This window comes from Streptomyces radiopugnans (assembly GCF_900110735.1).
In the GTDB taxonomy this organism is placed as follows: domain Bacteria; phylum Actinomycetota; class Actinomycetes; order Streptomycetales; family Streptomycetaceae; genus Streptomyces; species Streptomyces radiopugnans.
Genome location: NZ_FOET01000001.1, coordinates 608,540 through 625,289 on the forward strand (window position 1 = coordinate 608,540; position 16,750 = coordinate 625,289).

Genomic DNA, 16,750 nt, shown 5'->3' on the forward strand with positions numbered 1-16,750 from the left:
GAGTGCGTCCCTCCGCACCGGCGCCACAGCAGCGTATGCGCCCCGCTCACCCGGCCGCCCCGCCACCCCGCCGCCCGGCCGGGGCATCGGTTCCGGCCGGTGCGGTACCCGGCGCGACGTGAACCCTTTCCAGCGCAACCGGAAGGCCCGCGCGGCGTCCTCCCGCTCACCGCTGTGGGTGTGGCCGACCGCCGGCGGCGCCGCCGCTCTGGCCGCCGCGATCCTCCTGGAACAGTTCCGACCGCGGCCCGGAACCGGCCCGGCCGGCCTCTGGCCGGGCGGCCACGACGCGGCCTCCTCGATGCTCCAGGTGGTGGCCACTTCCTCGGTCACGGTGGCGACCCTGTCCCTCAGTGTCACCGTGGTGACGCTGCAACTGGCATCCCAGCAGTTCTCCCCGCGGCTGCTGCGGCGCTACGCCCACGACCCGGTGCTCAAGGCCGTCCTGACGGTGCTGCTCACGACCCTGGTGTTCGCGCTGGCCACCCTGTCCTTCATGAGGTCGGGGGAGGCGCTGCCGGTGGTGTCCCTGGTCCTCGCCTCCGTGCTCGGCGTGGCTTCCCTGGCAGCCGTGCTCGGCTTCCTCAACCACATCATCCGCAGGCTGCGGGTGGACTCCATGATGCTCGACACCCACAAGGAGGCCAGCGACGCGATCCGCAGGTGCCATCCCGCTCGCGACGGCCCCTCCCCGTACACCGGGGACAACCCGGCCCCGCACCCGGAACCGGCGCGTGGCGCGGTGGTGCGCGCCCGCCGCAGCGGCTTCCTGAGGCTGGTCGACGCCCGGGAGCTGGTGGCCTGCGCGCGCCGCGGCGACACCTTCGTCCGCGTCGACGTCCGCCCCGGTGACCTGATTGTCGAGGGGAACCCGGTCGCGGTGGTGTGGGCGCGCACCCCCGGCGGCAGGATGCCCGACCCCGGGGCCGACGGCACCGCCGAGGAGATCGAAGCGGCCCTGAAGACCGGCTTCGAACGGATCCCCGACCAGGACGTGGCCTTCGGCTTCCGCCAGCTCGAGGACATCGCGGTCAAGGCGATGTCCCCGGGGATCAACGACCCCGTCACCGCGTGCACCGCCGTCGGCCACATGGCCGACCTGCTGGTGCGGCTGGCGGGCCGCCGCCTGGGGGACATCCCGCACGAGGACGACGACGGCGTCGTGCGGGTGGTCGTGCCGGACCGGGACCTGCGCTACTACCTCGACCTCGCCTGCGGGCAGCTCAGGCGCTACTCCTCGGGCGAGCCCACCGTGCTCGCCGCCCTGCTGCGCATGCTCCGCGACCTGGCCGCGGCGGTGCACGAGGAGGGCGCCGAAAGCGACGCGGCGGAGGTCCGGCGGGCGGCGGAGCTGGTCATGGACACCATGGCCTCCTCCGTCGGCCCGTCGGACGCCGCGCAGGTGCACGACCTGCACGGACGTGTTCTGGCGGCGCTGGAGGGACGCCTTCTCGACGCCTACGCCGACCGCAGCGGCGAGACACGGTCGGTGTGACGGCCGGACGGTGCGGGGTCGCCGCCGATGGTCGCGGAACGCGCCGCGCCGAAAGGGCGCGAGGAGGCATGACGGGTGCGCGGGCGGGCACCCGCCCGCGGAAGAAAAAACCCGATGTGGGCGAAATGTGAAATCCGTCCTCCGGGTGGCAGGGACCGACTCGTACGGCCGTCCGGGCCGCCAGGACGGCCGGGGAAGCAGGGACACCATGGCCGAACAGGACAAGCGGCACGACCAGGACCTGGCGGAGATCGCCCGGGAACGCAACCGCCACCTGTCGGGGGAGACCGCCAAGGGCCGCGTCGACCCGGCCGCCGCCGGCGGACGGGCCCGGGAGGAGGACACATCCCGGGGCAAGGGCTCCCCGCAGAAGGGGAAGGGGAACGTCCGGGGCACCGAGGACATGCCGCGCTCCGGCGCGGACCTCGGCGACCGCGGCACCGGCGGCGAGGCCGCCCGCGAGGCGATCGGAGCCGACCCCGCCAAGTCCGGCGGCGAGGTGGAGGACCGCAGCACCGGGAAGTCCACCCGCGAGGAGACGCTCGGCGACGAGGGCAAGTCCTGACGGACGAAGGCCCGGGCTCCGGGCCGGTTTCGCGAGGTCCGGGGCCCGGGCCCCGCGCGTCAGCCGGCCCCGCTCCGGCTCCCGAGCCCCTCCCGCAGCGCGGCGTTCCCGCGACCTCACCGCACAGTCCCCGGCTCGGCCCGAATACCTCCCGCGCCTTGTGCTCGTCGGCCGAGCACAGCCCCGCCGGCACCGCCTCCGCGTTCGGCGCCGCCGCTGGACTCGCCTTCGGCCTCGCGGCCGGGCGTCCGGAACACGGCCCGGAGCCGGTTCGCACCCGCCTGCGACTGCGGGGACGCAGGCGCGACCTCCTCGAACACCTGGCACTGGGACTGGGGATCGGTTTCGCCCTCACGCTCGGAATGGACCTGGGGCTGAAGTCCGCGCTCGTCGGGGGACTGGTGTTCGGAGCGGTCGCGGGCGCCGTGTTCGGCCTCTCCGGTAACCTCACCCGTCCCCAGGGCGACGCCACCGGCGAACCGTTCGAGGTGCTGAGGGCGGACCGGGCCGCCGGTCTGGCCGCCGGGCTGCCGAGCGGACTGGCGGCCGGCCTCCTCGCGGCCATCCTCGCCGGCCGCGTCCTCCCGCTCGCGCAGGCGCTGCTCCTCGGCGCGGCACTCGGCCTCGGATTCCTGATCGCATCGGGCGTCACGACCGGCACGGTCTTCGGGATCCTGGTCGGGCTCGCCGTCTCCCGGGCGCTGGACTACCAGATGTGGCTGAACGGGCTCGAGGCCGCCCTGGTCGCCGTCGGGGCGGGCACGCCGCTCGTCCTCCTGGTGGGTCTCGCCGCCGGGCCCACGGCGGGGATCGGCTTCGGCGCCTGGGCCCAGTGGCTCCTGCTGGTCCGCCTCTGGCTGCCGCTGACCGGCCGGCTGCCCTGGTCGGTGGCGACGTTCCTGGCGGACGCGCACGGCCGCGGCGTCCTGCTCCGAAGTGGGGCGGTCTTCCGCTTCCGCCACGCCCGCCTGCAGGACCACCTCCTGGGGCGCCTCGGGACGGAGGCATCCCCGCCGCCCGGGCCCCCGCCAGCCGACCCCGTACCACCCGGACAGGGAGCGACGGAATGAGCCGGACGAGATCACTGATCGTCACCGCCCTCATGGTCGCGGGCATCGTGGCCGGAGCCCTGGGCGCCTACGTCCACGCCCGCGCCGATGCGACGCAGGAGCGCAGGGACAGGAGCCTGGCCACAGCGAAGCGGGCACTGGAGGAAGTGGACGAGCATGCCGGTGCGGCCAGGAAGGACGAGCTGCTGGGGGAGGCGCAGATCGCCGTGCAGATGGCCGATTACCACCAGGATGCGCTCGTGGAGCAGCGCCAGGGCGCACTGTGGTTCGGAGCCGCGGCCCTGACCGCGCTCGCCGCGGGCACCACCGTCCTGCTGCGCGGACGCCGGAGCGGCCCTCGCACGCCGCGGGGCACCGCCGAAGCGGCCGATCCCCCGGCTCGCCCGTAACCGCCCCGCGTCCGCGCCGCCCGGACATCAGCCGCGCTCCGGTCCCGCCCGCCCCGCGGCCCCGTCCACCACGTGTCCGCGCAGCGCGGCCCCCGCCGCGCGCGGGTCGTCGGCGTACAGGCGCAGCACCCGCGCCCGCTCCCGGCCGCCGAGCGGGCGGACGACCTCGACCGGCGCGCCCAGCTCCACCGTGACCGTGGTCCGCCCGCCGACGGCCAGGTCCAGCACCCCGCCGGAGACCTCCACCGTCCGCCCCGGCGGGAAACGGTGCTCGACGCGGACGGCGGTCACCGACCCGGCGGGCACCGCCACGTCCACCAGTGCGCCGTAGCGCACCCGCAGTGAGCCGTCCGCGCCCACCACATGCGGACGCGCCGCACAGGCGGCGTGGAAGCCCAGCACCAGCGCCACCCCCCACACGTCCAGCACCAGCACCGCCGCATGCACCACCGGCCACTCGGCCGGCAGTACCGCCAGCACGGCCGTCTCCACCACGGCCGCGAACAGCAGCCCGTACACCAGCGCCGCCTGCCCGCCCGCGTACGGCACCGCTCTGTCCCCGGAACCCACCCCGTGCGGACGCCGCGCCGCCCACTGCACCAGGCTCGCCACCACACGTACCTCGTGAGCCACCAGCCGCCGCACCGGCAGCGGTACGGCCGCCGCAACCGCCCGCGCGGCCTCGCCCGCCGCCGCCCGGGCCGCCCGCGCCACCCGTGGATCGTCCACGTCCGCCTCCGACAGCTCGTCCAGCAGGGCGTACACCCGATACATCCGGTCCATCGCCGCCGGATCGCCGCCCGCGCCGCCGAGCGCGGCGACCAGCTCCCGCCCGGCACCGTCCGGTGCCGTCTCCAGCAGGGCCAGCAGTTCCCGCTCCTTCGCCGCCATCGCCGGTTCCGGCCCCGGCAGCCGGGCCCCGGCACGGGCCATCTCCCCGAAGAGCGCGGCCAGTTCGGCGGAGACCGGCCCCTCGGCGGGCAGCTCCCCGCGTTCGGCCAGTTCCAGCAGTTCCCGCACCCGGGCACGCCGCCCGCGCAGCGCCTCCTCCTGTCTGGCCAGGTCGGCGTCCAGCTCGGCCAGCACCTCGCACAGCTCGCGCCCGGCATCCGGACCCGGCGCGGCCAGGACGTCGCGCACCTCCTCCAGGCTCAGCCCCAGCTCGGTCAGCCGCCGCACCCGCGCCAGCGCGACCGCGTCACGCAGTCCGTACTCCCGGTAGCCGTTCGCCCGCCGCGCCGGCTCGGGCAGCAGCCCCAGATGGTGATAGTGCCGCACGGTGCGGGTGGTGACGCCCGCCAACGCGGCCAGCTCGCCGATCCTCATGGCGCGAGTGAACACCTTGACGTCGCGGCAGGGTCAAGGCACGGCCGGGCCGCCCTCCGCTCGCCCGCCGCGCGTCCGCGCCGCCCGCTGCGGCGGGATAGCATGGGCGGTACGGCAGACGAGTCGTGCGGGCGGTCGCGGCGCGAACCCTTACGGGGATGAACGTCGAGGAACGTCCGGGCTCCACAGGGCAGGGTGGTGGGTAACGCCCACCCGGGGTGACCCGCGGGAAAGTGCCACAGAAAACAGACCGCCGGGGGCCTCACCGCCCCCGGTAAGGGTGAAACGGTGGTGTAAGAGACCACCAGCGCCCAGGGTGACCTGGGCGGCTCGGTAAACCCCACCCGGAGCAAGGTCAAGAGGGGCCGTCGCCCGACCGGGACGGCGGCCCTGCGCGGACGACCGAGGGCGGCCCGCCCGAGTCCGCGGGTAGACCGCACGAGGCCGGTGGCGACACCGGTCCCAGATGGATGGCCGCCTCCCGGCGGGCCGCGAGGCCCGCCGGAGACAGAACCCGGCGTACAGCGCGGCTCGTCTGCCACCGGCTTTCCCGGGCGCTCTTCCGAGGTGCGCTCCGGCCGCCGCGCGCGACTACCCGACGCGGTCGAGGAACTTCAGCACACGCTCCACGAGCAGCCCGGCCGCCTCCCGGTCGTAGGACGGCAGGCTGCCGTCCGCGAACAGGTGCCGGTCGCCGGGGTAGAGGAACACCTCCGCGTCGTCGGCCCCGCGGGCCAGGCCGCGGGCCGCCTCCAGATCGCCCTCCCCGGCGAAGAACTCGTCGGCCTCCATGCCGTGCACCTGCACCGGCAGCCCCTCCGGCCACTCGCCGCCGAACTCGGAGACCGGGACGCAGGCGTGGAACAGCAGCGCGCCCCTCGCCCCGGCGCGCGTCCGGGCCAGCATCTGCGCGGGCAGGACGCCGAGGGAGAACCCCGCGTAGACCACCTCGCCGGGCAGGTGCTCGGTGGCGGCCCGGCCGCGCTCGGCGATCGTGCCGAACCCCGTCTCCCGCGCGTACGCCGCGCCCTCCGCCATATCGGCGAAGACCCGCCCCTCGTACAGGTCCGGCAGGTGGACGGTGTGCCCGGCCCGCTCCAGCTCCCGCGCGAACTCCCGCACCCCGGACGTCAGTCCGTGCGTGTGGTGGAACAGCACCACCTCGGCCATGAGGCCCCCTCCTCTCCGGCGGCCTCCGGACGAGACCGCCGGGGGAGTCTCGCACGGAGCACCGACATCCCCCGGCGCCCGGCGCGGCCGCCCGGACGCCGGGGACACATTCACCGGAAGGCAACCGGAAAAGCACTGTCCGTCGCGTGTCGGCCGGTTCGGGCTCGGAAGCGACCGGTGGCGGCGGCACAGGACGGGAGAGGGCCCGTGGACGTACGCGACGACCGGCCGCGGCCCGTCACCGCGCTTCGGGGAACGACCGGCCGGGCACAGGCAGTTCGGCGAGCACCACGGCCAGGAGCGGGGAGTCGGCGAGGGGCTGCCGCTCGCCGGCCTTCCGGCAGCCCCACGACTCGTACCAGGGCCTGCACCCCGGGGCGGTGACGCATCGGGGGCCGGGGCGGCCGCAATCGGCCCACCCGCGGCCCTGGTCACCCTTTCGGGCGGTTGCCGGACTTCCCGGCTCCTCCCGCGCGGGAGCACCGTTACCGTGCGCACGGGGCGGGCGCCGCCGCTACGGTGGAGATCGGAAGGAGAACCGTGATGACCATGGCCATCGATCGGTCCGCACAGACGAACGGCTCCGCGCAGATGAGCGTCGAGGAGTTCGAGCAGCTCGAAGCCGCCGCCCCGCAGACGGTGAAGCTGGAATTCGTACGTGGAGAGCTGAGGGTCAAGCCGGTGCCGGACGGGGATCACGGAGAGATCATCAGGTGGCTGCTCAAGCGATGCATGGTGCAGCGACCCGAGCTGTATCTGTACCCGGAGCAGGGGCTCGTCGTGGAGAGGCACGGCAGTGGCCGGGCCCGGCCGGACGGGGTACTGGCCCCGGAGATGTACTTCGCCGGGCGCGGCGAGTGGTCGGACCCCGCCGGTGTGCTGATGGTCGTGGAGGTCACCTCCACCCGACCCGGCAGGGACCGCACCGAGAAGCCCGACGGGTACGCGGCGGCGGGCATCCCGGTGTACCTGCTGGTGGACCGCGAACGCCATGAGCTGGTCGTGCACTCCAACCCGGAGAAGGGCCGCTACAGGGATGTGCACACCACGGCAGGCCTCGGCGAGGAGCTGCGGCTGCCCGACCCGGTGGGGATCGTGCTGGAGACCGGGGAGCTCAAGGAGCTGATGGCCTGACGGCCCGGGTACGTGTCCGGGCCGCCGCCGTCCGCACCGCCGCCGTACGCGCGTCGGACCGGCGTCCCCGTCCCGGCGCCGGTCACCGCCGATAATGCCGGTACGCGACGGAAGGACTACTCCCATGAGCTCCGAGGCGTTCAGGGACCACGGGCCGCGCCCACACGCGCTGGACATCGAGCAGGCGACCCTGACCAACGACCGCTTCCGCACCACCTTGTGGACCGGCACCAACCTCCAGCTGACGGTGATGAGCATCGAGCCGGGCGGCGAGATCGGCCTGGAGATGCACATCGACCGCGACCAGTTCCTGCGGGTGGAGGCCGGGCGGGGCCGGGTGCTGATGGGGCCGGAGAGGGACCGGATGTCCTTCGACCGCGAGGTCGTCGACGACTGGGTGGTCCTCATCCCGGCGGGGACCTGGCACAACGTGGTCAACACCGGACAGGAGCCGCTGAAGCTGTACTCCCTCTACGCCCCGCCCGAGCACCCGCACGGCGCCGTGCACCGCACGAAGGCCGACTCGGACGCCGCCGAGGAGGCGGAGCGGGCCGAGGGGCCCGGCGAGTACGCCGGAGAATGACCGATCGGCGCCCTTGGCGGGGGTGGGGGCGCGTGCCATGCTCGCGGCGCGGTGAGGCCGGACCGGGCCGCCGGGGAGCACGGGCGGGAGAACGGGGGAGCGGCATGGCGGCGGTGCGCGGGGTGCTGTTCGACGTCGACGACACGCTGTTCGACTACTCGGGTTCGGACGAGGCCGGGCTGCTGGCCCATCTGGGGGCGGAGGGGCTGCACGACCGCATGCCCGGACCCGCCGCCCTCGCGCTCTGGCGGGAGATCACCCGGGCCGAGTACGCCCGCTACACCGCCGGCGAGACCACCTTCGCCGCCCACCGGTGCGCCCGGGTGCGCCGGTTCCTGACCCGCCTCGGGCAGCCGGGCGCGCAGGACATGCCGGATCGGGAGGCCGGCGCCTGGTTCGCCGGGTACACGGCCCACCGGGACGCCGCGCGCAGGGCGCTGGAGGGCGCCTCGGCCGTACTGACCGAGTTCGCGCCCCGCTACCGCCTCGGCGTGGTCTCCAACTCCTCCCTGCCGCACCAGCGCGGGAAGCTGGCGGCCATCGGCCTGCTGGACTACTTCGGGGACGCGCTGGTCTGCTCCGAGGAGCACGGCGAGGCCAAGCCCGCGCCGGGCATCTTCCTGGCGGGCTGCGCCCTGCTGGGCCTCGAGCCGCACGAGGTGGCCTACGTCGGCAACGACCACGCGGTCGACGCGGTGGGGGCGCGCGACGCGGGCCTGCACGCGTACTGGCTGGACCGCGGGGAGACCGGCTGGGGCGGCACCCGGGAGGGTGCGCCCGCCGAGGGCGTGCGCGTCATCCGCTCCCTGGCCGAGCTGCCCGCCGCCCTGGCCGCGCCCGCCGCGCCCGCCGGCTGAGGCGCGGCGGGCGCACACCGCGTTCAGGCGTGCCGCAGTGCCTCCGGTGACAGCTCCGACGGCGTGCGGTGGCCGGACAGGCCCAGCGTCAGGTCCAGGTCGGCCAGCAGGGAGCGCAGCACATGCCGTACGCCCTCCTCGCCGCCGTGCGCCAGGCCGTAGGCGAACGGGCGGCCGACCAGCACCGCCCGCGCGCCCAGCGCCAGCGCCTTGACGACGTCCGCGCCGGTGCGCACCCCCGAGTCGAACAGCACCTCGATCCGGTCGCCGACCGCCTCGGCGATCTCCGGCAGCATGTCCAGGGAGGCCACCGCGCCGTCCACCTGGCGGCCGCCGTGGTTGGAGACCACGATGCCGTCCATGCCGGCGTCGGCCGCCCGCCGGGCGTCGTCCGGGTGCTGGACGCCCTTGAGGACGATGGGACCGTCCCAGTGATCGCGCAGGAACGGCAGCCGGTCCCAGGACCTGTCGGTGCCGGTGAACATCGGCACCCACCGCAGCACCGCCGAGATCAGGTCCTCCTCCGGCGACTTGTCCAGCCCCGCGCGGAAGGCCGGGTCGGAGAAGGGGATCGCCGTGCCCACGCCCCGGATGAACGGCAGGTAGGACAGGTCCAGGTCGTGCGGGCGCCAGGCCAGGGTCCAGGTGTCGAGGGTGACCACGAGCGTGGTGAAACCGGCCGCCCCGGCCCGCCGCAGGATGCTGACGCAGACGTCGTCCTCGTTCGGCCAGTACAGCTGGTACCAGCGCGGCCCGTCGCCGCTCGCCCGCGCGACCTCCTCGACGGTGTGGGAGGAGGCGGTGGACAGGATCATGGGCACGCCCAGGGCGGAGGCGGCCCGCGCCGTGGCCAGTTCGCCGTCGGGGTGGACGATCGACTGCACTCCGATGGGCGCCAGCAGCACGGGCGCGGGCATCTCGGTGCCCAGCACGGTGGTGCGCAGATCGCGCACGGTCGCGTCGCGCAGCATGCGCGGGACGATCCGCCGGCGGTCGAACGCCTCCCGGTTGGCGCGGTCCGTCGCGCCGGACCCGGCCGCCCCGGCCACGTACCAGAACGGCCCGTCCTCCAGCCGCTCGCGGGCCGAGGCCTCCAGGGCGGTGAGGTCGGTGGTGAACGGCGGGAGCTGCCCGCCCAGGCCGTTCAGGTAGATCTCGCTCTGGTACGCGCCGAAGTTCGCACCCTGAGCGCCCTGGGCTTCCTGCGCTGTGCCCGGTATCCCGGCCGGTCCGCCCGACTCGCCCATGTCCTGTCCGTCCCTTCCCTCGGTTCAGCCGATGCGGGCCGCCGCTCCCGACACCCGCACGCGTGGGTCGCCCTCGCGCAGCTCGACCTCCAGCAGTCCGGGCCGGCCCATGTCGTGCCCCTGGTGGAGGGTGAGCACCGCCGGTGCGGTGATCAGGCCCAGGGCGCGAAGATACCCGCCGAAAGCCGCCGCGGCCGCCCCCGTGGCGGGATCCTCCACCACGCCCCCGACCGGGAACGGGTCGCGGACGTGGAAGACCGTCCCCGGCCCCGCCTCTGTCCCCGCCTCGCTGCCCGACTCCCGCTCGCGCCAGACCAGTTGGAGGGTGGTCAGGTCCAGCCGCAGCATCAGCGCCCGCAGCCGCTCGAAGTCGTAGTCCAGCGCGGCCAGCCGCTCGCGGGTCGCGGCGGCGAGCACCAGGTGCCGGGCTCCGGCGTAGGCGATGCGGGCGGGCAGCTCCCGGTCCAGCTCGCCGGTGTGCCAGCCGAGCGCGGCCAGCGCCTCGGCCAGGTCGTCCCCGGCGATGTCGGCCACGTACGGTTCGACGCTGGTCAGCGTGGCGCGCAGGGCGCCGCCGTCCTCGGCGACCGTGACGGGCACGGTCCCGGCCGGGGTGGCGAAGACCAGCTCGCCCGGCCCGATCCGCTCGGCGAGGGCGACGGCGGCGGCCACCGTGGCGTGCCCGCAGAAGGGCACCTCGGCGGCCGGGCTGAAGTAGCGCACGGTGAAGCCGCGCCCCGGAGCCGCGTACGGCCCTCCGTCCCGGCCGGGCGGCGGGGGAGTGAGGAAGGCCGTCTCCGAGTAGCCGACCTCGGCGGCGATCGCGAGCATCCGCGCCTCGTCCAGGCCGCTCGCGTCGAGGACGACTCCGGCCGGGTTGCCGCCGTCCGGGTCGGATGAGAAGGCGGTGTAGCGCAGTACGTCCGGGGCTCCCGGCCCCGTCTCCCTGGTGGTCATGCCCGGCCCAACCCCGCGCCGCCCGGCCCGTATTCCGCACCGCCGGTTGGAGCGGAACGCGTCCCGCCGCACGGTTCGCGTCACCCGCCCGCCATAAAAGCGTCGTGTACGCGCCAACGTGTTGCCGCCGCGCCGCCGCCCCGGAACGCTCCAATCATGTGCATGACGCACTCACCGAGCGCCGACACAGAGCTCAGAGCCGCCGCACGCCACCTGGGCCGCCGCCGGTTCCTGACCGTCACCGGAGCGGCCGCCGCCCTGGCCCTGAGCACCAACCTCCCCTCCACCGCCCACGCCGCCCCCGCCCTGGACCCCGGCCGGATCACCGACGACCCCTTCACCCTGGGCGTCGCCTCCGGAGACCCGCGCCACGACTCCGTGGTGCTGTGGACCCGTCTGGCCCCCCGGCCGTACGAGCCGGACGGCGGGCTGCCCGCCGAGCGCGTCACCGTCGGCTGGGAGATCGCCCGCGACGAGCGCTTCCGCCATGTGGTCGCGCGCGGCGCCGCCACCGCCCACCCCGAGTTCCACCACACCGTGCACGTGGAGGCCGAAGGCCTCGCCCCCGGCCGCGACTACCACTACCGCTTCCGCGCCGGCCGCTGGATCAGCCCCGCCGGCCGCACCCGCACCGCCCCCGCGCCCGGCGCGGTGCCCGCCTCGCTGAACTTCGCCCTCGCCTCCTGCCAGGCCTACCACCAGGGCTACTACACCGCCTTCGGGCACATGGCCCGCGAGGAGGACGTCGACGCCGTCCTCCACCTGGGCGACTACCTCTACGAGTACGCCGTCGACTCCGCCGGCGGCGACCGGAAGTACACCGACCGCACGCTGCCGGAGGCGTTCGCCCGGGAGACGGTGACGCTGGAGGACTACCGGCTGCGGTACGCCCTCTACAAGACCGACCCCGACCTCATGGCCGCCCACGCCGCCCACCCGTGGATCGTCACCTGGGACGACCACGAGACGGAGAACAACTACGCGGGCGGCATACCGGAGAACAACGTGCCGCCGGAGGAGTTCCTCATCCGCCGCGCCGCCGCCTACCGCGCGTACTACGAGAACATGCCGCTGCGCCGCCCCCAGCGCCCCCAGGGCCCCGACCTGAGGCTCTACCGGCGCCTCCACTACGGCCGCCTGGCGCAGCTCGACGTGCTCGACACCCGCCAGTACCGCGACAACCAGGCGAACGGCGACGGCTGGAAGGTGCCCACGCCCGAGTCGCAGGACCCCTCGCGCACCATGCTCGGCGCCACCCAGGAGCGCTGGCTGGCCGACGGCTGGCGCCGCTCGAAGGCGCTGTGGAACGTGGTGCCGCAGCAGGTCGTCCTCTCCCGCCGCCGCAACCGGATCGAGGGCCCCTGGCCGGTCTCCATGGACGCCTGGGACGGCTACCCCGGCGCCCGCGAGCGCTTCCTGGCGGGTGCGGAGGCGGCCGGCGTGGACAACCTCGTCGTCCTCACCGGCGACGTCCACGTCCACTACGGGCTGGACATCAAGCGGGACTTCGACGACCCGGACTCGCGCACCGCCGGTGTGGAGATCGTCACCTCCTCCATCACCAGCGGCCGGGACGGTGCGGAGCGGCCCGCCAACTGGCAGACGCTGATGACCGCCAACCCGCACATGCGCTACTACAACGGGCGGCGCGGCTACGTGATGCTCGGCCTGGACCGCGAGCGGCTGCGCGCCGACTACCGCACGGTATCGGCCGTGACCGTCCCCGGAGCGCCGGTCACCACCGCGGCGTCCTTCGTCTCGCCCGCCGGGGAGCCGGGGCTGCTGCCGGCCTGATCCGGGCGCCTGGGGCGGTTTTGTCCGGATGCTGAACAAAGGGGGTGCGCCGGGGCCGGGAAACCTGGGATGATTGGACGGTTTCCGTCGAATCTGGAGAGGTGAATGACCGACCCCGGCCCGTCCCCGGCCGCCGCCGCCGAGTCCGAGATACCCCAGCAGCTCCCCGCGCCTCCGGTCCCCGGCCGTCCGGACCCCGGACGGGGCCCGGCCCGCGCCCCGCAGCCGGCCCGGCCCACCGGACCCGCCCGCGCCGGGCTGCTGATCACCCTCATCCTCGGCGGCCTCACCGCCCTGCCCGCGCTGTCGATGGACATGTACCTCCCGGCGCTGCCCGACGTCGGCACCGTCTACGGCAGCCCGGCCGCCCAGGTCCAGCTCACCCTCACCGCCTGCCTGCTGGGCCTGGCCGTCGGCCAGCTCGTCATCGGCCCGATGAGCGACCGCTTCGGCCGCCGCCGCCCGCTGCTGGTGGGCATGGCCGGCTACGTCCTGGCCAGCGCCGCCTGCGCGCTGGCGCCGGGCATCCACTCCCTGACCGCCTTCCGCCTGCTGCAGGGTCTGGCGGGAGCCGCGGGCATCGTGATCGCCCGGGCGGTCGTGCGCGACCTGTTCGACGGGCTGGCCATGGCCCGCTTCTTCTCCACCCTGATGCTGATCTCCGGCGCCGCCCCGGTCCTGGCGCCCGTCTTCGGCGGGCAGGTGCTGCGGTTCACCGACTGGCGCGGCGTCTTCCTCGTGCTCGCGGCCTTCGGCCTCGTCCTGACCCTCGTCACCGCCTGGCGGCTGCCGGAGACCCTGCCGCCGGCGCGGCGGCACGGCGGCGGCGTGACCGACGCCCTGCGGACCATGCGCGGCCTCTTCGCCGACCGGGCGTTCACCGGCTACCTGCTGGTCGGCAGCTTCGGCTTCGCGGCCCTGTTCGCGTACGTGGCCGCCTCGCCGTTCGTCATCCAGGAGATCTACGGCGCCTCGCCCCAGACGTTCAGCCTGCTGTTCATGGTCAACTCCATCGGCCTGGTGGCCTTCGGCCAGGTCAACGGCAAGATCCTGGTCGGGCGCGTCTCCCTGGACCGCGTCATCGCCGCCGGTCTGGTCGTGATCCTGCTCTCGTCCGCCGCCCTGCTGGTGATGACCTCCGGCCTCCTGGGGAAGGCCGGACTCGTCCCCGTCTCCGCCGGCCTGTTCGTCCTGATGTCGGCCATGGCGCTGGTGCTGCCCAACGCCAACTCCCAAGGGCTGATGCGTACTCCGCACGCCGCGGGCTCCGCCTCAGCCCTGCTGGGCACCTCCCAGTTCCTCGTCGGCGCCATCGCCTCCCCGCTGGTGGGCATCGCGGGCGAGGACACCGCGGTGCCGATGGCGGTGGTGCAACTGGTGTGCGCGCTCGTCGCGATCGCCTGCTTCGCCGCGCTGTGCCTCCCGAAGCGCGGGCGGGGGCGCGTACGGGTCCGGCGGGGTTAGGCGGCGACGGGGAGCGGCGGAGAACGCCGCCCCGCAGCCGTGCGCGACCGTGCGCGACCGTGCGCACGGGGCCCCGCGACCGGCCGTCTGCGGGACCCCGTGCCGTTCGGAGCGCTCGGGCCGCTCAGAGTGCCGCGGCGGCGGCGCGGCGGTGCCGGAAGGCGTCAGCCAGCCGGGGGCGGTAGGCGGCGAGCCGCCGGGTGCGGTTGGCGGTGAGGACGCCGACCAGTTCGCCGTCGCGGTGGTAGGTGACCTCCAGGCGCCGGCCGGGCACGTCGTACTCGACGGTCCGCGCCTCGTCGGCCAGGTGGGGGAGGCCCAGCGAGCGGAAGCGGACCCCGTACTGGTCGGACCAGAACGAGGGCACCGCGACGGGGGGTTCGGGCAGCTCGCCGGCCCCGGCCGGATGCAGCAGGACGCGGGCCGCGACGGCGGCGTGCTCCACCGCGGCGCTCCAGTGCCCCAGGTGGAGCGTGCCGTCGGTCAGGGGGTGCGGGCGGCGGGAGGCGTCGCCGACGGCGAGGACGTCGGGCACCACCGTGCCGTCCTCGGCGAGGGCGCGGCCGTGCTCGTCGCAGACGACGGCGCCGTCCAGGAGCAGCCCGCTGCCGCGCAGCCAGGCCGTGCCGGGCACGGCGCCGAGGGCCAGCAGGACGGCGGTGGCCGGGACGTGGGTGCCGTCCTCCAGGACGGCACCGGTGACGCGGCCGGCGCCGGTGAAGGACCGGAGCGTGGTGCCGGTGCGCAGTTCGACGCCGGCCTCGCGGTGCAGCCGGGCGACGAAGCCCCCGGCGACCGTCCCGATGCCGCGGGCCATGGGGAGTTCCTCGGCCTCGACGAGGGTCACGGGCACACCCAGTTCCGCCGCGGTGGCGGCGGCCTCGGAACCGAGGAACCCGGCGCCGACGACGAGCAGCCGGGCGCCCTCGGCGGCGAGTTCCCGGCGCAGTGCGCGGGCGTCGTCGAGGGTGCGCAGCGTGTGGACGCCGCCGGGCACCGGCGCGGGCCAGGGCCGGGCCGCCGCGCCGGTGGCGACGACGAGGGCGTCCCAGTCCAGGCGGCTGCCGTCGGCGAGGGCGAGCGTGCGGTCGGCGAGGCGCAGGGCGGTGGCGGCGGCCCCGGTGCGCAGTTCGATGCCGAGGCCGTCGGTGGGCGGCAGGGCGATGTCGCCGATCTCCCGCTCCCCGGCGAGGAGTTGCTTGGACAGCGGGGGCCGGTCGTAGGGGGGGTGGGGCTCGTCGCCGACGAGGGTCAGCCGGCCGTCGAAGCCCTGCTCCCGCAGGGCGCGGGCGGTGCCGGTGCCCGCCAGGGACGCGCCCACCACGACGATGTGGCGCGGGCTCATGCGGCGGTCCCGTCGGTGTGGAGGGTGACGGCCCGGACCGGGCAGGCGGCGGCGGCCTCCCGGACGGCCGCGCGGACCGCCTCGTCGGCGGGGACGTCCTCGACGACGAGGAGGTTGTCGTCCTCGTCGAAGGAGAAGTGCTCGGGGGCCGCGAAGACGCACTGGCCGTGGCTCTCGCAGCGGTTCATGTCGACGTGGATGCGCACGGATCACTCCTGGTGGTGCCGGTGTCGGTGGTGGTCGCGCCGGTGGACCGGGCAGAGGGGGAGGGGGAGGGGGAGGGCCGGGGTGCGGCCGGGGGCGAACGGTGCGTCAGACGGCGCTCGGCACCCTGCCCGCGGTCACGGGAGGGTTGAAGCGCGAGAGCGCGGGCGGGCTCCAGCCGGCGGGCAGGGTGCCGGGGAGTTCGGCGACGCCGGTGACGGTGAACTCGATCGCGCGGCCGGTGTCGGCGGGCCCGGCGCCCCCGCTGTCCCCGGCGTCCCAGACGATCTCCGCGGCGCCGGTGAGGTGGAGGGTGGTGCCCGTCGCGTAGTCCGGGACCACCAGGCCCGCCCTGGGGTTGGTCAGGAGGTTGCCCAGGGTCAGGAACATCGCGTTGCCGGTGTAGTCCGGCCAGCGGACCCGGGTGGGCGACAGGACCTGGAGGAAGCCGGGGTTGCCGCCGCGGTGGGAGGCGTCGGCGCGGCCGTGCTCGTCGGCGGTGGCGATGAAGAAGGTGTCGGCGCCGGAGAGGAACCGGCGCTGGCCCTCGTCGAGGCGGTCGCTCCTGCGGGCCGGGGGCCGGGCCTTCGCCGGCCGTCCGGCGTCCGCCTCCGGCGGGGTGCGCTTCTGGATGTACTTGGGGCAGTTGGCGACCACCTGGTCGAGGTCGACGAGGAGACCGCCGTCCTGCGGGCGGGAGGTGCCGTTCATCCGCATGCGCCGCCGGGTGGCGGCTTCGATGGCGAGCATCCCCAGGTGGACCGGGCGCTCCAGGACGGTGGCCAGGGGGTCGTCCGGGGCCGGGCGGGCCGCGATGGACAGGCTGTGCTCGTCCCGGGCGCGCAGGAACCCCGCGGGGCCGGTGAGCACGGTGGCCCACACGTCCCCGCGGTCGTCGGCGGCCCCGGCGACCAGCAGGCGCTGCCCCGTGAGGAAGGCGGCCGCGACGGGCGGCACGGTGCCGCGGATCGCGCGCCCGGAGACCTCGGCCTCCTCCATGAGGCCGGCACGCAGCTGGGCCTCGCGCTCGCCGCGGTGGTAGGGGCCGGTCACTGTGGTCACTCCTCGGGACGTGCGGTGGGTCGGGGGAGGGGGGCCGGGCGGCTGCCGCCGGTCGGGGAGAGAGGCGGCGGGAAGCCGCCCGGCCGTG

Annotated in this window: 16 protein-coding genes, 1 other RNA gene and 1 pseudogene; 10 read left to right on the forward strand and 8 right to left on the reverse strand. The window is 75.3% G+C overall.

Annotation, left to right across the window (positions count from 1 at the left end):
• Positions 1-118 precede the first annotated feature (118 nt).
• From BMY40_RS02630 to BMY40_RS02645, 4 genes are all read left to right on the forward strand, one after another.
• Positions 119-1,495: a DUF2254 domain-containing protein gene (locus BMY40_RS02630; RefSeq protein WP_177213839.1), complete on the forward strand. Its 1,377-nt coding sequence runs from the start codon at positions 119-121 to the stop codon at positions 1,493-1,495.
• A gap of 208 nt (positions 1,496-1,703) precedes the next feature.
• Positions 1,704-2,060: a hypothetical protein gene (locus tag BMY40_RS02635; protein WP_093654874.1), complete on the forward strand. Its 357-nt coding sequence runs from the start codon at positions 1,704-1,706 to the stop codon at positions 2,058-2,060.
• Between the two features lie 158 nt (positions 2,061-2,218).
• Entirely contained in the window at positions 2,219-3,130 is a 912-nt protein-coding gene (locus BMY40_RS02640; RefSeq protein ID WP_093654876.1) for a hypothetical protein, read from the forward strand.
• Positions 3,127-3,519, forward strand: coding sequence for a hypothetical protein (locus tag BMY40_RS02645; RefSeq protein ID WP_093654878.1), 393 nt, complete (start codon positions 3,127-3,129; stop codon positions 3,517-3,519). The genes BMY40_RS02640 and BMY40_RS02645 overlap by 4 nt, the downstream gene beginning before the upstream one ends.
• Before the next feature lie 27 nt (positions 3,520-3,546).
• Here the strand turns inward: BMY40_RS02645 and BMY40_RS29105 are convergent, their stop codons facing one another.
• Positions 3,547-4,152 carry a hypothetical protein gene (locus BMY40_RS29105; RefSeq protein WP_425443062.1) on the reverse strand — a complete coding sequence of 202 codons (606 nt, stop codon included), beginning with the start codon at positions 4,150-4,152 and terminating at the stop codon, positions 3,547-3,549.
• Positions 4,153-4,167: 15 nt separating this feature from the next.
• Positions 4,168-4,845, reverse strand: a pseudogene (locus tag BMY40_RS28385) (MerR family transcriptional regulator); the annotation flags it as partial.
• 119 nt (positions 4,846-4,964) lie between these two features.
• Between BMY40_RS28385 and rnpB the strand changes: the two are divergent.
• Positions 4,965-5,383, forward strand: an RNA gene (rnpB, locus tag BMY40_RS02655) — RNase P RNA component class A.
• A gap of 53 nt (positions 5,384-5,436) precedes the next feature.
• Here rnpB and BMY40_RS02660 read toward each other — a convergent pair.
• Positions 5,437-6,015, reverse strand: a complete 579-nt coding sequence (locus BMY40_RS02660; RefSeq protein ID WP_093654882.1) for a dienelactone hydrolase family protein — start codon at positions 6,013-6,015, stop codon at positions 5,437-5,439.
• A 543-nt stretch (positions 6,016-6,558) separates the two neighbouring features.
• Here BMY40_RS02660 and BMY40_RS02665 point away from each other — a divergent pair.
• The 3 genes from BMY40_RS02665 to BMY40_RS02675 all read left to right on the forward strand — a co-directional run bounded on the left by BMY40_RS02665 (position 6,559) and on the right by BMY40_RS02675 (position 8,589).
• On the forward strand, positions 6,559-7,149 hold the full coding sequence (locus BMY40_RS02665; RefSeq protein WP_245769795.1) for a Uma2 family endonuclease: 591 nt from the start codon (positions 6,559-6,561) through the stop codon (positions 7,147-7,149).
• 124 nt (positions 7,150-7,273) lie between these two features.
• Positions 7,274-7,732 (forward strand): cupin domain-containing protein, encoded by a 459-nt coding sequence (locus BMY40_RS02670; protein WP_177213840.1) that lies wholly within the window; start codon positions 7,274-7,276, stop codon positions 7,730-7,732.
• 104 nt (positions 7,733-7,836) lie between these two features.
• Entirely contained in the window at positions 7,837-8,589 is a 753-nt protein-coding gene (locus tag BMY40_RS02675; protein ID WP_093654886.1) for an HAD family hydrolase, read from the forward strand.
• A gap of 23 nt (positions 8,590-8,612) precedes the next feature.
• Here BMY40_RS02675 and BMY40_RS02680 read toward each other — a convergent pair whose 3' ends face one another.
• Together BMY40_RS02680 and BMY40_RS02685 are read right to left on the reverse strand one after the other, a co-directional pair.
• Complete coding sequence (locus BMY40_RS02680; protein ID WP_093654888.1) at positions 8,613-9,836, reverse strand: lactate 2-monooxygenase; 1,224 nt, start codon at positions 9,834-9,836, stop codon at positions 8,613-8,615.
• Positions 9,837-9,860: 24 nt separating this feature from the next.
• Positions 9,861-10,793, reverse strand: a complete 933-nt coding sequence (locus BMY40_RS02685; protein WP_093654890.1) for a PhzF family phenazine biosynthesis protein — start codon at positions 10,791-10,793, stop codon at positions 9,861-9,863.
• Between the two features lie 162 nt (positions 10,794-10,955).
• On the opposite strand from BMY40_RS02685, the gene BMY40_RS02690 reads away from it, so the two are divergent.
• Both BMY40_RS02690 and BMY40_RS02695 read left to right on the forward strand, forming a co-directional pair.
• Positions 10,956-12,587 (forward strand): alkaline phosphatase D family protein, encoded by a 1,632-nt coding sequence (locus tag BMY40_RS02690; protein WP_245769796.1) that lies wholly within the window; start codon positions 10,956-10,958, stop codon positions 12,585-12,587.
• 105 nt (positions 12,588-12,692) lie between these two features.
• On the forward strand, positions 12,693-14,051 hold the full coding sequence (locus BMY40_RS02695) for a Bcr/CflA family efflux MFS transporter (RefSeq protein WP_093654895.1): 1,359 nt from the start codon (positions 12,693-12,695) through the stop codon (positions 14,049-14,051).
• 124 nt (positions 14,052-14,175) lie between these two features.
• Here the strand turns inward: BMY40_RS02695 and BMY40_RS02700 are convergent, their stop codons facing one another.
• From BMY40_RS02700 to BMY40_RS02710, 3 genes are all read right to left on the reverse strand, one after another.
• Complete coding sequence (locus BMY40_RS02700) at positions 14,176-15,396, reverse strand: NAD(P)/FAD-dependent oxidoreductase (protein ID WP_093654897.1); 1,221 nt, start codon at positions 15,394-15,396, stop codon at positions 14,176-14,178.
• Complete coding sequence (locus BMY40_RS02705) at positions 15,393-15,602, reverse strand: ferredoxin (protein WP_093654899.1); 210 nt, start codon at positions 15,600-15,602, stop codon at positions 15,393-15,395. The genes BMY40_RS02700 and BMY40_RS02705 overlap by 4 nt, the downstream gene beginning before the upstream one ends.
• A gap of 106 nt (positions 15,603-15,708) precedes the next feature.
• Positions 15,709-16,662, reverse strand: coding sequence for a pyridoxamine 5'-phosphate oxidase family protein (locus tag BMY40_RS02710; RefSeq protein ID WP_342745053.1), 954 nt, complete (start codon positions 16,660-16,662; stop codon positions 15,709-15,711).
• Between the last annotated feature and the right edge of the window lie 88 nt (positions 16,663-16,750).